The 14991-nt window shown below is 50.4% G+C and carries 12 protein-coding genes; 11 read left to right on the forward strand and 1 reads right to left on the reverse strand.

The genetic code is table 11. From position 1 onward, the window contains the following. Positions 1 to 125: 125 nt before the first annotated feature. The 7 genes from IX84_RS14400 (at position 126) to IX84_RS14430 (ending at position 9617) form a co-directional block, all read left to right on the forward strand. Positions 126 to 1832 (forward strand): GMC family oxidoreductase, encoded by a 1707-nt coding sequence (locus tag IX84_RS14400; RefSeq protein ID WP_044222053.1) that lies wholly within the window; start codon positions 126 to 128, stop codon positions 1830 to 1832. Next, positions 1832 to 2557 carry a gluconate 2-dehydrogenase subunit 3 family protein gene (locus IX84_RS14405; RefSeq protein WP_044222056.1) on the forward strand — a complete coding sequence of 242 codons (726 nt, stop codon included), beginning with the start codon at positions 1832 to 1834 and terminating at the stop codon, positions 2555 to 2557. Before IX84_RS14400 ends, IX84_RS14405 begins: the two co-directional genes overlap by 1 nt. 57 nt (positions 2558 to 2614) lie before the next feature. Further along, positions 2615 to 3868, forward strand: coding sequence for a tetratricopeptide repeat protein (locus IX84_RS14410; protein ID WP_044222059.1), 1254 nt, complete (start codon positions 2615 to 2617; stop codon positions 3866 to 3868). A 95-nt stretch (positions 3869 to 3963) separates the two neighbouring features. Beyond that, complete coding sequence (locus IX84_RS14415) at positions 3964 to 6048, forward strand: T9SS type A sorting domain-containing protein (RefSeq protein WP_044222064.1); 2085 nt, start codon at positions 3964 to 3966, stop codon at positions 6046 to 6048. 171 nt (positions 6049 to 6219) lie between these two features. Beyond that, on the forward strand, positions 6220 to 7653 hold the full coding sequence (locus IX84_RS14420) for an AAA family ATPase (RefSeq protein ID WP_044222067.1): 1434 nt from the start codon (positions 6220 to 6222) through the stop codon (positions 7651 to 7653). A 91-nt stretch (positions 7654 to 7744) separates the two neighbouring features. Continuing rightward, positions 7745 to 8389, forward strand: coding sequence for a response regulator (locus tag IX84_RS14425; protein WP_044222071.1), 645 nt, complete (start codon positions 7745 to 7747; stop codon positions 8387 to 8389). A 364-nt stretch (positions 8390 to 8753) separates the two neighbouring features. Continuing rightward, on the forward strand, positions 8754 to 9617 hold the full coding sequence (locus IX84_RS14430; protein ID WP_052516016.1) for a formylglycine-generating enzyme family protein: 864 nt from the start codon (positions 8754 to 8756) through the stop codon (positions 9615 to 9617). A gap of 61 nt (positions 9618 to 9678) precedes the next feature. On the opposite strand, the gene avd is transcribed toward IX84_RS14430, so the two are convergent. After that, complete coding sequence (gene avd / locus IX84_RS14435) at positions 9679 to 10020, reverse strand: diversity-generating retroelement protein Avd (protein ID WP_044222074.1); 342 nt, start codon at positions 10018 to 10020, stop codon at positions 9679 to 9681. A 1-nt stretch (position 10021) separates the two neighbouring features. On the opposite strand from avd, the gene IX84_RS14440 reads away from it, so the two are divergent. The 4 genes from IX84_RS14440 (at position 10022) to IX84_RS14450 (ending at position 14983) form a co-directional block, all read left to right on the forward strand. Then, complete coding sequence (locus IX84_RS14440) at positions 10022 to 11128, forward strand: reverse transcriptase/maturase family protein (RefSeq protein ID WP_044222077.1); 1107 nt, start codon at positions 10022 to 10024, stop codon at positions 11126 to 11128. Beyond that, positions 11097 to 11213, forward strand: coding sequence for an SUMF1/EgtB/PvdO family nonheme iron enzyme (locus IX84_RS34605; protein ID WP_160213779.1), 117 nt, complete (start codon positions 11097 to 11099; stop codon positions 11211 to 11213). The genes IX84_RS14440 and IX84_RS34605 overlap by 32 nt, the downstream gene beginning before the upstream one ends. A 168-nt stretch (positions 11214 to 11381) precedes the next feature. Beyond that, the gene (locus IX84_RS14445; RefSeq protein WP_052516017.1) at positions 11382 to 12098 is read left to right on the forward strand and encodes a formylglycine-generating enzyme family protein; all 717 of its coding nucleotides are present in this window, start codon (positions 11382 to 11384) and stop codon (positions 12096 to 12098) included. An 89-nt stretch (positions 12099 to 12187) separates the two neighbouring features. Beyond that, positions 12188 to 14983, forward strand: a complete 2796-nt coding sequence (locus tag IX84_RS14450) for a COR domain-containing protein (RefSeq protein ID WP_044222080.1) — start codon at positions 12188 to 12190, stop codon at positions 14981 to 14983. The last annotated feature ends 8 nt before the right edge of the window (positions 14984 to 14991 follow it).

Consider the following 14991-nt stretch of genomic DNA (forward strand, 5'->3'; position numbering starts at 1 on the left):
GATTACAGACGAGAGTAGTCTAAAAACAGTTGGGTGCCGGATAAAGATTATGGATTTGACATTCGAAGTGCCTTATCCGTATTTAGTTTTTCTAATTTTAGCACGAGACCAATCAAAACTCAATCGTGGAAATCAAGAAACCTACCAAAACCTACGATGCCGTCATCGTAGGCTCCGGTGCCGGCGGCGGCATGACGGCTAAGGTGCTGGCGGAACAGGGCTTGTCTGTAGCCATTGTGGAAGCCGGGCCTTTCTTTGACCCGGCCGACCCGGTCACCAAAACACAAATGCGCTGGCCTTACGAAAGCCCCCGCCGCGGCGCCAGCACTCAGCGGGACTTTGGCGACTTTGACATGGCCTGGGGCGGATGGGAAATCGAAGGGGAACCCTATACACAGGCTGAGGGTACTGATTTTCGCTGGTTCCGCTCCCGGATGCTGGGCGGGCGCACCAACCATTGGGGGCGTATTTCCCTGCGTTTTGGCCCGGATGATTTCCGCCGCAGGGACATTGACGGGCTGGGCGCCAACTGGCCCATTTCCTATGAAGATGTCAAGCCTTACTACGATAAAGTCGATAAGCTGATCGGCGTATTCGGTACCAACGAAGGTTTGCCCAACGACCCCGATGGCTTCTTCCTGCCCCCGCCTAAACCACGCCTGCACGAGTGGTACTACATCAAAGGGGCACGGAAATCTGGCGTGACCGTCATCCCTTCCCGTATGTCGATGCTCACCAAGCGTATCAATAAAGAGCGCGGTTTGTGCTTTTACTGCGGGCAATGCGGCCGCTCCTGTATGGTATATGCTGACTTCAGCTCAGGCTCCTGCCTCATCTTCCCGGCCCAGAAAGCCGGTGGGCAAATTGACCTGTTTGTCAATTGTATGGCGCGTTCGGTGGAAACGGGCCCGGATGGCAAGGCCAAAGCCGTTAGCTACGTCAATAAAGCTGACCGGCAGGAGTATCAGATTAAAGGCAAGGTCATCGTGCTGGCCGCCTCGGCTTGCTCTACTGCCCGCATTTTGCTTAACTCCAAAGAAGGGGGGCTGGGCAATGGCAGCGGGGTAATCGGGCGCTACCTCCACGACTCCACCGGCTCCAGTATGTACGGCTTCCTGCCGGCCCTGATGGACCGCGACCGCTACAACGAAGACGGGGTAGGGGGCATGCACGTTTATTCGCCCTGGTGGGAAGACAATAAAAAACTAGACTTCCCCCGCGGTTACCACATCGAAGTGTGGGGCGGGCAAAGTATGCCTAAGTATGGGCACGGCTTCAATCAGGCCGAGGTACAACGGGCACTGGGCATTACCCCCGGTGGCTACGGTAAAAAGTATAAAGAGGAGCTCCGCCGCATCTACGGTGCTTTCGTTGGTATGTCCGGGCGGGGCGAATCGGTAGCGCAGTACGACAACTACTGTGAAATTGATCCCAGCAAAGTCGACGAGTGGGGCATCCCGGTCCTGCGCTTTCATTACAGATGGACGGACTACGAACGACGTCAGGCCCGACACATGCAGGACACCTTTGAGGAAATCCTGACCAATATGGGCGCAAAAATCCTGTCTGGTAAAAAGACCGCAGCGAATGACTACGGGCTGAATAAGCCGGGCGAGATCATCCATGAGGTAGGTACTGCCCGTATGGGAGACGACCCGAAGACTTCCGTGACGAATGGCTACGGCCGATTGCATGAGGTGCCTAATCTCTTCATCACTGATGCTGCCACCTTCCCTTCCCAGGCCGACAAAAACCCGACCTGGACGATTATGGCACTCGCCTGGCGCACCAGCGACCACATCATTTCCGAACTCAAAAAAATGAATCTCTGATGGACCGCCGAGAAAGTATCAAAAGCTTACTGATTGGGGCTGCCGCTACGTCTGCCCTATTCACCGCTGCCGGCTGCGAAGCCGATACCACACCGGCGGGCGAAACAGCTGCTGAAAATCCATTCCCCTACGAGGGTACCCGGATCCCTGAAGAGCTGCGGCGCGATGCCAGGCTACATGCCAATGCCCCCTTTTTTAGCGAAAGCGAGCGGAAAATACTGGACCATCTGGCTGACATCATCCTGCCTGCTGATGAACAGGGCCCGGCAGCAAGTGCCACCGGCGTTACCGATTTCATTGATTTTATGACGCTGGACTTTCCTGACTTTCAGCTGCCCCTGCGTGGCGGGCTGGCCTGGCTGAGCCGGGCGTCCCTGCAGCGGTTTGATCAGAACGATTTCATGGCGCTTACGGAGGAGCAACAAATGGCGATTATTGAGGAGATAGCCTATCTGCCCGAAGACCCTGCCGAAGTCCCGAAGCCGGAAGTCGCTTTTTTCGATCTGTTGCGGCGACTGGTCACGACCGGCTATTTTACCAGCAAGGAAGGCATCAAGGACCTGGGCTATAAAGGCAATGCCCCCAACCTCTGGGACGGCCCGCCCGAGGAAGTTTTGCGAAAGCATGGCATCACTGGAGAGGAGGAATGGCTGTCAAAGTGTATCGACCACGATACCCGCAACGAAATGGCAGAATGGGATGAAAATGGCAATCTGCTGACGTAGAATCTTGGTAGGCATGGGGTAAGCCCGTACCTTATGTGGCGTAAAAATCCCAAAAATATGTGGCGCATTTTATTGCTGCTATTAAGCTTGTCTGCCCATGTTGGACTGTCTGCCCGTTCTTCCCTGGCCGACAGTCTGATGGCTGTACTGGCCAATACAGAAGATGAAGCTGCACAACTGCCTGTACTGGGTGCTTTGTGCCGGATTTATAGTGAAGAGGGGGCGGATAGTACGGTTGTTTACTGTCAACGCGCCATCGAGGTAGCCGGAGCCTTAAAATTGCCTACCCCTGAAGTAGAGTCTATCATCATCATTGGGCGCTGGTACCATAAAAAAAGCCAATATCAGAAAGCTTTAGCCTATTATTATCAGGCAGCGGCCCTTGGAGAACAAGCCGGCCTAACGGAACTCACGGGTAGCGTGTACACTAACCTAGCTCTCTCTCATCAACGCCTGTCACAGCCCGACAGCGCCTATTTTTACTGGAATAAGGCGGAAGCTGCTTTTCATGAGGCGGGCAGTCCGGCAGAACTATGGAAAGCCTACCTTGGCCTTTTTCAACTCTTCAGCGAAAAACAGGATACTGCTCAGGCCAACCGCTATGCCACCCTCGCGCATCAGCAAGTGGAGAGCAGCCCCATACGCTCAGACCGGGGGTACCTGCTCTTTCAGTTGCTGCAATACTATTTCCAAACCGGCCAGTTTGAGAAAATGGGGGCGTTCCAGCAGCTTTGGGATGACTACAAGCGGGAGCAAAAGCCCGACGAAGCCCTCATGCAGCAACCGGCACACATCGCCCTTTACATGTTCGCTACGCAGGAAGAAGCCGCTGTGGAAGCCCAGTTGAAAAAAGCCATACAGTACTTCGAGCAATCCGGCATCCCGTACCGTACCGGCTGGTGCTACGAAGACCTGGCCAAGCTGTACTACAAGCAGGGCAATCGGGGGGCTGCCGAACAGGCGATGCAGCAGGCGCTCAGCTATTACCGGGAAGCCCATGTGCCCTACCGCCGGGGCCGTGCCCTGAATAGGCTCTATCAGTGGAAGAAAGAATGCGGGGCCACGGCCGAAGCCCTGGCTTATCTCGAAGCTTACGAAGCATTGGAAGACAGCCTGACCAACGTCACCGTAGAGCAAAACCTAAACGCGCTGCGGGTCAAAGCGGAAACTGAAAAAAAGGAGCAGGCGCTGCAACAAGCTTCCCTGGGGATGAGCAGCGTAGCCTCCCGGGTGGACTACCTGAAGGGCGATTTGGATATTGATACTGTCTCCGGACAAGGAACGAGCGTAAGTATTGCGCTACCGCTCTGATGCTTTTCTACTGGAATTCCGGTAGAAGCTTTCCTGCAGAAAACCATGAAGCAGGCCCGAAGTAATGTTCGGACATTTGGAAAAAACCAAATGCTATGCGACAGCGCCTGATTACCTTCGTTTTATTCTTGAACTTAATCCCCCTCTTTGCCCAGGAATGGGTGAGGCAGCACCCCTTTGAAGATCTCCGCGATGTACTGGATGTAGCCATGAGCCCCGGTGGCTTCGGCGTCATGGTCGGAGAAGATGGTTTGGCTATGGAAACCCAGGATTTTGGGGAGACCTGGGCTTACATTGGCGAAAACTTCATTGGAACGCAGCGGGAAGCTGCATCCGTGCCCAATGGCGATGGCACTTACACCACCTGGATTGCGGGCAATGACCTTTGGCGCTCTTCCGATGACGGGCAGAGTTGGGAAAAGCTGCCCGATCCGGAGGGCGTTGGCAGTACCTTTTTTATGCATGTGCTACAGCCGGATGAGCTGTTTGTGGCCAATTATGTGACCCTCCTAAAAACCGCAGATGGAGGCGGGGACTGGACCGACATTACCCCTGAAAACGTAGGCTTTATTTCCAATATCTTCTTTCTGGACAGCAACCACGGCTGGGTCGGCAACCGGGATGGGCAGCTGTTCATCACGCAGGACGGTGGCCAAACCTGGGCGCAGGTGATGGTTGCCGAGGAGCTGGAGGAATATGTAGAGCCGCTCTTTATTGATGAGCTCAATGGCTACGCCTCGCTCCGGGAAGACTTTTACCAAACCTCAGATGGCGGCTTTACCTGGGAAAAAATTGCCGATAATGCCTTTGGCAATTACACAGATGATATGATGTTTACAGATGAAGCCGGGCAGTCTATTGTGGCCACCTCTTTTGACACGGGCATTTACCAGTCCACAGATGGCGGGCAGACCTGGTCGAGGACATTAACCGGGAGCATCAATAATGGATTGTACGCCCTTCCGGACGGTCGGGCATGGATTGGCAGCAACTATCGCTCCGTTTACTATTCGCCGGAGCCGGGTGGTGCCTACCAAAACCTGATTCCGGGCCTCCGGGTAAGTTTACAGGAAATCGCATTTTGGGATATTGACCATGGCTGGGCCGTCGGCGGAAGTTCCGTCCTGAAGACCTCCGATGGAGGCGACACTTGGGAAGCGTCAAGCCTTCAGGGCTTTAGCACAGAAAACAGCCTTCAGCAAATTCTGGTGATTTCCGAGCAGGAAGTTTGGCTGTCGGGCAGGCGGTACGTTGTGCGGACTACCGATGGAGGCGCGACCTGGGAAGAGCTGTTTGAAATCCCAGAGGGAAATCTGGAGTATGGTCTGGAAAAAGTGGGGAACAGTATTATGGTCGTTGCGAGAGAGGGCGTCATTTACCGCACGGAGGACAATGGTGCAACCTGGGCAGAGCTGACCGTGGATGGCGTAGAGCGCCTGCGCAGCTTCGACTTTCCTGACGAACAAACCGGCTATGCAGTGGGTAGTCAGAGTACTCTGATCAAAACAACAGACGGCGGTGCCAACTGGGCTGAAGTCTCCGCTGATCTGCCGGATGGCTTAAATATTCTGGAGGTCTCATTTATCAATCCGGATACCGGTTGGATTGTGAACCGGGATTTGTCAGACCACCTCTGGAAAACGGTAGATGGCGGGTTGACCTGGGCATCCAGCTCGGTTTCTCAAAATATCCGTTGGGCAGGGGTGGATCTTGTAAACGACACCCTGGGGTATCTCTACGGCGGTACTTCCATTGTTGGCAGGGTTTACCAAACCACTGATGCTGGGGACAGCTGGTCCAGCCTACACGATATCAGTCTGGAAATCACTGATGTTCACTTTGCCACGAATACATCAGTCAGCAGATTGTGGGTAGCTGGTGTAGCCGGTAATATTGAGCGGCTGGAAACGAAACTACTCACAAATGCACCAGAAAGCTACCCGGCACAGCACCTGAACGTCGCCCCTAATCCAACCACCGGCTCGCTGTTTTTGCAACTACCGGCTCAACTCAGCACCGATACCCGGATTGAAATCTACAATGCTGCCGGACAACTGGTATCCCAGCAAACCGCCACCTCTCAGCTTTCCACTGCCAGTTGGGCGCCCGGTTTGTACCTGCTGCGGCTGACCGATGGGCAGCGGCATTATCAGTCCAAAGTCATCAAAGCGCAGCCATAGGCGATATGAGTGTAAAACAGGGTAAAGGCACTAAATTTGAATTTACCACGCCTGAAACACGCAGGAGCGGATATTTGTGGCTTTTTTGCCCTGGATTGTGCCACATGTCGCACATAGCCAGCGAAATCTATGTATTTTTGGGTATATTTCGCTGGCTATAAATAGAATCATATGTTGCAATTGGTTGGAAGGGCAGAGGAGAAGCAAGTACTGCTGAATGCTTATGCATCCGATGAGCCAGAGATGGTAGCGGTCATTGGGCGAAGAAGGGTTGGAAAGACCTTCCTGGTACGCACCGTACTGCAGGGGAAGATTGACCTGGAGGTGACGGGTATTCAGAACACCACCTCCAAGCCTCAGATCGAAAACTTCCACTTTTTGCTGAAAGATCTTGCCGGTGATAATGTGGCTTTGCCAACTCCCGCAAGCTGGCTGGAAGCCTTTCGGCAACTGATTACGGTACTGAAGAACGACAACGGCGTATCTCGTAAAAGGGTGCTCTTTTTTGATGAGCTTCCGTGGCTGGCCTCTCGCAAATCCGGATTTTTGGAAGCATTCGGGTTTTTCTGGAACAACTGGGCTTCTAAAAACAACATTTTGGTGATTATTTGTGGGTCTGCAGCCTCTTGGATGATCAAGCGAGTCGTTCAAAACCGTGGCGGACTGCACAATCGTATCACCAAACGTATTTATCTCAAGCCGTTTACCTTGTCGGAAACCGAAGCTTACTTGACGCACCGGAATGTTCATCTTAACCGCTATCAGATTGCCCAACTTTACATGATTATGGGAGGTATCCCGCATTACCTCAAAGAGGTGAAAGCAGGGAAGAGCGCGGCGCAGAATATTGATGATATATGTTTCTCGGAGGGAGGCTTGTTGCGGGATGAATTTACGAGCCTTTATCCGGCTCTTTTTGAAAAAGCAGACCGTCATATTGAGGTTGTCCGGGCATTGGGCAAAAAGTGGAAAGGCCTTACACGGAAACAAATAGTAGCTCAAACCGGGCTATCAGAAGGAGGCACCGTGTCCAAAATACTGCGCGAGTTGATTCATTCTGGTTTTGCCTCTTCTTATTATCCGTTCGGGAAGCGGAAAAAGGAAATGCTTTATCGCCTCACTGACGAGTACTCCCTTTTTTACTTGCACTTTATAGAAAGGAAGCAGGTGCAGGAACGTGGCATGTGGAAAAGTCTTAGCCAGACTCCGGTATACAAATCCTGGTCGGGATATGCCTTCGAGAGTCTTTGCCTGAAACACATTTACCAAATCAAGAAGGCACTTCAAATTGGGGGTATCTACTCCGAAGCGGTTTCTTTTACCTTCGCGGGCAATGACGAGCTGCCGGGTACTCAAATAGATTTGCTCATCGACAGAAATGACAGCGTTATCAATTTGTGCGAGCTCAAATTCTATAACGAGCCCTTTACCATCAACAAATCCTACGCTGAGCAATTGGAGCGAAAACGCCATATCTTCAAGACCGTGTCTAAAACCAAAAAACAAGTCTTCATCACGCTGGTCACTACCCATGGGCTACAGACCAATCAGCACAGTCTGGGCTTGGTGGATAGTGCGTTGGACTTGAATGCACTGTTTGATTAATTGGAAATCGGATTTTATTCCTGCTTGCCCGCCTGCCATACCGCAGGTGGGCGGGCAGGCAGGTCCGTCAAACACCTAAGTAAAAGCAACCATGATCCGGGTACTAATCGTAGATGACCATCAGCTGGTGGTAGACGGGCTGAAGCTCACCCTCGCGCAAGCCGATGATTTGGAATGCGCAGGCACCGCCAATGATGGGAAAGAAGCCCTCAAGCTCCTGGAGCAGGTCGAAGCCGATGTGGTGCTGCTGGACATTAACATGGAAGGCATGAACGGGCTGGAAACCTGCCGGGCGCTGCACCACCGGTTTCCTGCCCTTGCTGTTTTAGCCCTGTCTACGCTTAAGGAAGCCAGTATGGTCAAAGCCATGCTCCGCGAAGGCGCCGCCGGCTACCTGCTCAAAAGCGCCGATACGCATGAGTTCCTCAAAGCCATCCGTAAAGTCGGGACCGGGCAGCGCTACTACAGTCCCGAAGTAGCAGAAGCCGTCATGGACAGCCTGAGCGCCGCACCGGCAAAGGAAGCCCACCCGGTACTCCCGGTGCTGACTCGCCGCGAGCGGCAGGTCCTGCAGCTGATTATCCACGAATACACCACCGCCGGAATTGCCGAAAAGCTGTCCATCAAATTTGCTACGGTAGAGACGCACCGGCGCAACCTCCTGGTCAAGCTGGGCGCACGCAATACGGCCGGGCTGGTGCGGATTGGGCTGCAGTATGGGTTGGCGGAGGGGTGACTAAAGGTATCCCATTTGGCAAAATTACGCTACTTGCTTCCCTCGCCCTGTCCGGCAGCTTCGGGCTGTCGGGCAGGTTAAGCCTGTAGAGCCTTCCGCTGCTTCTGATCGCTATCGGAGCCAAAATTGACTTTGTTTTACTTTAAGTCAGGTGGCGGCTTTAGCCCCGATAGCTATACGGGGGCGACCTGACAGCACTGGCTCAGGCCGCAATTCCAAAATCGCCGCCTAAGTCGCCGATATTTGGTGCGTTTGCTCTAATCACAGACACCTACTTTCAATATTCCATCCCTTTGCTTATATTGCTTTTTCTTATGAACTATCAAAACATTGCAGGAACAACCAGCCTCACTCAAAAAACAAAATGATATCCACTCCTACCCAAGACAAAAACGGCTATAGTGTACTCCTCCCCGGCAATGTAAAGCTCGAAATGGTAAAGGTGAAAGGCGGCACTTTTATGATGGGTAATGAGGAGTTCGATAGCGCAAAACCGGTACATGAAGTCAGCCTATCCGATTTTCACATCGGAAAATACCCAGTCACCGTAAGGCAGTATTTGGCATTCGTGAAAGAAACGGATAGCCACCACCCGGAGTGGATGGATGAAGGCAGTGTGTACAACATCAAGACGGGTAACGAAAATCACTACAAAAAACTGGGTAAAGCCCTGATGCATCCGGATCACCCCATAGTTGGTGTAAGTTGGAAAGACGCAGTAGCGTTTTGCGAGTGGATGAACAATCAGTGTGAGGGCAAAAAATTTCGCCCGCCCAGCGAAGCGGAATGGGAATATGCCGCGCGCGGAGGCAGGCACATCCTTATGGATGCAGGTCGCGGAGGAAAAAACAATCAGGGGCTACAATATGCTGGTAGCAACAAACTGAAAGAAGTAGGCTGGTATAGCAAAAATAGTAACGGTCAAACGCAACGAGTGGGCCTGAAACAGCCGAATGAACTTGGGCTTTATGATATGAGTGGCAACGTATGGGAGTGGTGCGCAGATTATTGGCATGAAAACTATGAAGGAGCCCCTGCAGGTGGCAGTGTCTGGATGACAGGAGGGGATAAAGATAGCCGAGTGGTTCGTGGCGGGTCTTGGTCGTCGATGATTTCGATTGCCGCCCGTCGAGCCGCTTCGGGAACTATGCGAGTCTCCGAGACTTCAATGTTGGTTTTCGTCTTGCCCGGTACCACCCGCCGGAGCGGTAGCGGAGGTGGGTACTAACCCTCGGTCACTTTTATTCTTTTACCCTCTTCTTGTTTTAGCGCGCAGCGCTCGAAAATTTTTATTTTTCCAGTGATTTAAGCCATCCACCAGTCATTCGCCCGATTTCATTGAGTCGAGTGGCAAATGCCTCATATTTCCCAGAGTGGTATAAGCCAAGTTCGTAGCACAAACGGAAGTAGTGGCGGAGAATTTCAAGGCTTACATTTGCTTTTGCAAGTAAAAGGCGTTTCTGAGGAACTTTGGAATAATAGGCTTCAATATACAACTCCAGTAAATCTGAAAGCTGGCTTTGTATACGGTCTCCCAAAGTGAATTTCTGATTTCTAGGAAATTTGTTCAGGGTTGGAATTGCAAACTTCAGCAGTTCATAGACTTTCTGAGTGATAATATCCTTTTTCATTATGAAAACGGTAAAACGGTTATTCAATACGATTACTTCGTTCGACAATTTATTGGAAGCTGCCAAGAAAGCCCAAAAGGGTAAGCGGTATAAACAAACCGTCGCTCAATTTCACTTCCGCCTGGAAGAAAATCTGTTGTTATTGCAGGAAGAATTACAGGATGGCTCTTATCAACCAGGGGACTACCGCACCTTCTATATTTACGACCCAAAAGAGCGAATGATAAGTGCTGCACCCTATAGAGATAGAGTGGTACACCATGCTCTATGCAATGTGATTGAACCTGTTTTTGAACAAACTTTTATATTCGATTCTTATGCTAACCGAAAAGGCAAGGGAACGCATAGAGCTATAAAACGATACCAGCAATATGCAAAGCAGCATCCCTATGTCCTTAAATGCGACATTCGAAAGTTTTTTCCGAGCATTGACCATAAAGTACTCAAACGGGAGTTGCGAAGAAAAGTTAAGTGCCAAAGGACGAATCATCTAATTGATACCATCATTGACAATTCAAATCAACAGGAACCGCATTTGCAGTGGTTTGCTGGCGATGACTTATTTTCACCACTCGAAAGGAGAAAAGGCTTACCAATTGGTAATCTCACCAGCCAGTTTTGGGGCAATGTCTATTTGAATCGTTTTGACCATTTTGTAAAAGAAGAGCTGCGGGTGCCAGGCTATATTCGGTATGTGGATGATTTTGTATTGCTTGGTCATGACAAAAGGGAGATTCATCGTTGGGAGACTGCTGTTTCGGATTATCTGGCTTCATTGCGGTTAATATTGCATCCCAATAAAACACAGATACATCAGACCAAAGACGGTATCCCATTCTTAGGCTTTCAGGTGTATCCGCACTATTGTTATGTACGCAAAGAAAAGATAAGCCGGTATCGAAGGTACTTACGAAGTAACCTCCGGCTTAAAGAAAACGGCAAGCTAAGTCCACAGGACTTAGAAAACCAATTAAATGCATGGCTGGGGCACATTCGGTTTGGAAATAACACTAGATTAGAATATAACATTTTTTGGTATCTTCGCAAGCATAGGGTTGGGCTGTTTAAGCACCCGAGTGGTTCGTGGCGGGTCTTGGAACAACAATGATAACAATTGCCGCCCGTCGAACCGCAACAGGAACAATACGAATAACCGAAACAACAATATTGGTTTTCGTCTTGCCCGGTACTAGAAATAACTGATTAGCCAGAGTTGCAGCGCCAAAACTGCCGCTGTAAGCGTGCTAGCGTTTAGTACGAGCCTTAGCCCTGTCTTCTTCACCGAAGGCGAATACATCGAAACGGAAACGCGGTTAGTACCAAAATGGGGAACGCCGCTTTTCTCACGCTCAAAACATAAAATGACCACCACTTCCACCCAAAACAAAAGCGACTACGATGTACTCCTCCCTGGAGGTACAAAGATTGAAATGGTAGAGGTAGAGGGCGGTACTTTTATGATGGGCAGTGAGGAACGCGAAAGAGAAAAACCAATACACGAAGTAAAAGTACCTAATTTTCATATTGGCAAACATCCCGTAACACAAGAACAGTGGGTAGCAGTAATGGGTGATAATCCCGCCAGATTTAGGGGTAGAGCGCATCCGGTAGATCGAGTACGCTGGCATGATACACAAGCATTCCTAAAAAAGCTCAATCAACTGGTAAATGAGGCATTTCGCCTGCCTAGCGAAGCGGAATGGGAGTATGCTGCGCGTGGAGGGAAATATAATCAGGGGCTGCAATATGCCGGTAGCAAAAAGCTGAAAGAAGTGGGATGGTATGACGAGAATAGCAATGGTCAAACTCAGCCGGTCGGGCTGAAACTGCCGAATGAACTAGGCATTTTCGATATGAGCGGTAATGTATGGGAGCGGTGCGCAGATCACTGGCATGAAAACTATGAAGGTGCTCCCGTGGATGGAAGTGCCTGGATAACAGGAGGAGAAAAACATAGGCGAGTGGTTCGTGGCGGGTCTTGGGACGACTATGATGGCAGTTGCCGCCCGTCGCTCCGCTACTGGTACCTTACGAATAACCGGAACTTCAATATTGGTTTTCGTCTTGCCCGGTACTAATACTCGGTCACTTTTATTCTTTTACCCTTATTGCTTACTCTTAGCGCGCAGCGCTCGAATTTTTTTGAAAAAACAAAACGCTCAACAACATGGTCCCAGCCCAGCAACTGGAACAACTATTCGGCACCAGCTTTAGTCCACAGCCCGACATCCCCACCCTGCGGCAGTTTCACGCCAATAACGCTTACTGCACGGATGAGGAAGGCAACATCACCGGTATCTGCTTTTGCGAAAACGAGCGGGAAGAGGTTGTCATCCCCGAGTCTCTTTCTAAACTGCAATACCTCAACCTGAGCGATAATGCTAAGTTACGCAGCCTGACTTTTGAAGCCGCCCTGCCAGAACTATGGCATCTGGATTTTAGCGACAGCGCCGTAGATGCGCTTAAGCTGCCGGACGGCTTTGAGCAGCTGAAGTGGCTGGACGGGAGTAGGAATCAGCTAAAAAGCTTCGTGCCTGCGGGTACCTTGCCAAAGCTGGAACACCTGGATCTCAGCGGCAATCAGCTGCCGGACTTCGGAGCCGTGCTGTTGCAAAAATTCCCCAAACTGGAGCGGCTGTATTTAAAAGATAACCCTTTCCCCAGTACCAAGATTACATCAGTCAACAGGGAAGCCAACTGCCTGGATTTCATGCACCGCTTTTGGTTAGACCTGCAAAAGGGCGGTACTGAAAATAAAGAATTCAAGGTGCTGTTAGTAGGCAATGGCGGGGTCGGCAAAACCTGCCTGGTAGAGCGGCTGGTATACGATAGCTTCGAAAAACGCCACCTATCTACCGAAGGAGTAGCACTGGAACAATACGCGGTAGAGGATTTCCCCTACGTGCTCAACTTATGGGACTTCGGTGGACAGGATATCTACCACGCCACCCATCGTCTGTTTATGCAGTCCAACGCCATCTATCTGGTGCTATGGGATGAAGCGACCCAACCGGATAATAACTCATACAGCACCATCAACGAAGCGGGGGCAGAACGGTATTACAAAAACTTCTCCTTGGGTTACTGGCTGCACTATGTCCGTCATTTGGGCGGCAAAAGCCCGGCCATTGTCGTGAAGACCAAGATGAAGGCGGAGGGTACGCTGTATCACCCCATGCAGAACGAACTACAGGCCAAATATGGCCCTCTTGATTTCACAGAAATTGACTCCAGGGAAGAAGACTGGGGCACTAATCGCTTCAACCGCCTGCGCCTGATGATACAGGAAGCCATAGAGCGGATGGGGCAAAAGCAGGAACTGCCCAAAAACTGGGAAAGCCTGCGGCAGCACCTGCGGGAATTATACAAAGCCGGCCACAAAGTGCTCTCGGTGGAAGAGTATCTGGATATAGCTTCAGATTACGATGTGGAAGCCCCCATGGAAAAGCTAACGGATTGGCTGGTCACCTCGGGCGTTGTTTTTTATCGTAAAGGCTTTTTCCAGGATGCTATCATCTTGGATCAGGGCTGGGCCATTAAAGCCATCTACGCTATTTTTGAGCGGAAATCCGGGCATTACCATCGCTTGAAAAATGAGCAGAAAGGGGCTTTCACGGGTAAAGATCTGCAAGCCATCTGGGCGGCGAAAAACTATAGCCAGGCAGAGCAGGAAATGCTAGCCAGCTTTATGCTGAGCTGTGAGATATGCTTTGAGACCAAGCAGGAAAAGGATCAATCTGTACCTTTTGCGGAGCGCCAATTCTTTGCCCCGCAAATGATGCCGGAAAAAGTGTCTGTGGCGGCAGAAGTGTTTTTAGATGAAAATCGCGATCATTCGCTGCTTTACGTCCGTTATGCGCACGATTTTCTGCACTACGGTATCATTCAAAGCTTCGTCGTGCGCACACAAGCACAAGCCGATGTAAAAGACATTTGGCAGTTTGGCATATTACTGCGAGACAAAGGCGGGTATGCTTTAGTGCGTGCGGAAGGTCAGGCTATACATGTGATCACCAAAGAGGAGAACCTGGCTTTGCTCAGCAAAATCCGAAATACGCTGGAAGAACTGCAACACGATGAGGTGCAGGAGTACGTCAGCCGGGATGGTAAGGCTTACGTGGAGACCAAAAAGCTGCAGGGCTGGAAGCAGGATAGAATACCGGCGGAAAATGGCACATTGGTCGATGTTGAAGAACTGGCAATCTTCCAGCAAACCCGGCAGCAGGAGCGATTCTCCCACCCAAGCGAAGGTAAGGATAAGGAGCAGGTACTGCGAAAAATGGAAAAAGAAAAGATGTTAGGCGAGCAGGTCGTAGAGGTGGATACCTCATTTGATTTGGGAGAGGAAATGGTGAAGGTGTTGTTTTTGCAGGCGAATCCAACAGATGAAGAGATTAGCTGGAGGGATGAATTGTCCTTTATAAAGGAAAAGCTAAGTGATGCTATCGATAATAAGAGCTACTCATTATCAGATAAGAAAGCGATCGGTTGGGACGACTTGATTGATGCAATAGAAGATACTGAACCCCACATCATCCATTTTTGTGGTCATGCCAAAGAAGAAGAGATTACACCCTCTGGGTCAATAGAATCAGGGGGAATTGTATTACACAGTGAAGGTAAGAACAAAGCAGACATTGTAACTGCCAAGGAACTAGAAATTCAATTTGCTGAATTTAAAAAAGTATGCCCTTCTATCAGCTTAGTAGTACTAAATGCTTGCCATAGTGAGCAACAAGCCATTGCAATCAGCAAGTCTGGAATTTATGCAATAGGTACTACGGAAGAAATAATCTCAGAAGCGGCCCGTAAATTTGCTGCTGGTTTTTATAAGGGACTCTATACTAAAAGGGACCTTATAGTCGCTATCCAACGAGGTATAAGTAGATCTCTCCGAGCAGATAATGATATTAAAAGCTTAATTCGGCTATATCATAATGGGCAACTTCTCTATCCAACCTAATTAATACT

Origin of the sequence: Phaeodactylibacter xiamenensis (assembly GCF_000759025.1) — a bacterium.
Lineage (GTDB): Bacteria > Bacteroidota > Bacteroidia > Chitinophagales > Saprospiraceae > Phaeodactylibacter > Phaeodactylibacter xiamenensis.

Excerpts from the sequence above, each read along its gene's own strand:
- IX84_RS14430 (WP_052516016.1), top strand. The coding sequence starts at position 8,754 with ATGATATCCACTCCTACCCAAGACAAAAACGGCTATAGTGTACTCCTC.
- IX84_RS14420 (WP_044222067.1), top strand. The coding sequence starts at position 6,220 with ATGTTGCAATTGGTTGGAAGGGCAGAGGAGAAGCAAGTACTGCTGAAT.
- IX84_RS14450 (WP_044222080.1), top strand. The coding sequence starts at position 12,188 with ATGGTCCCAGCCCAGCAACTGGAACAACTATTCGGCACCAGCTTTAGT.
- IX84_RS14445 (WP_052516017.1), top strand. The coding sequence starts at position 11,382 with ATGACCACCACTTCCACCCAAAACAAAAGCGACTACGATGTACTCCTC.
- IX84_RS14410 (WP_044222059.1), top strand. The coding sequence starts at position 2,615 with ATGTGGCGCATTTTATTGCTGCTATTAAGCTTGTCTGCCCATGTTGGA.
- IX84_RS14415 (WP_044222064.1), top strand. The coding sequence starts at position 3,964 with ATGCGACAGCGCCTGATTACCTTCGTTTTATTCTTGAACTTAATCCCC.
- IX84_RS14425 (WP_044222071.1), top strand. The coding sequence starts at position 7,745 with ATGATCCGGGTACTAATCGTAGATGACCATCAGCTGGTGGTAGACGGG.
- avd (WP_044222074.1), bottom strand. The coding sequence starts at position 10,020 with ATGAAAAAGGATATTATCACTCAGAAAGTCTATGAACTGCTGAAGTTT.
- IX84_RS14405 (WP_044222056.1), top strand. The coding sequence starts at position 1,832 with ATGGACCGCCGAGAAAGTATCAAAAGCTTACTGATTGGGGCTGCCGCT.
- IX84_RS14440 (WP_044222077.1), top strand. The coding sequence starts at position 10,022 with ATGAAAACGGTAAAACGGTTATTCAATACGATTACTTCGTTCGACAAT.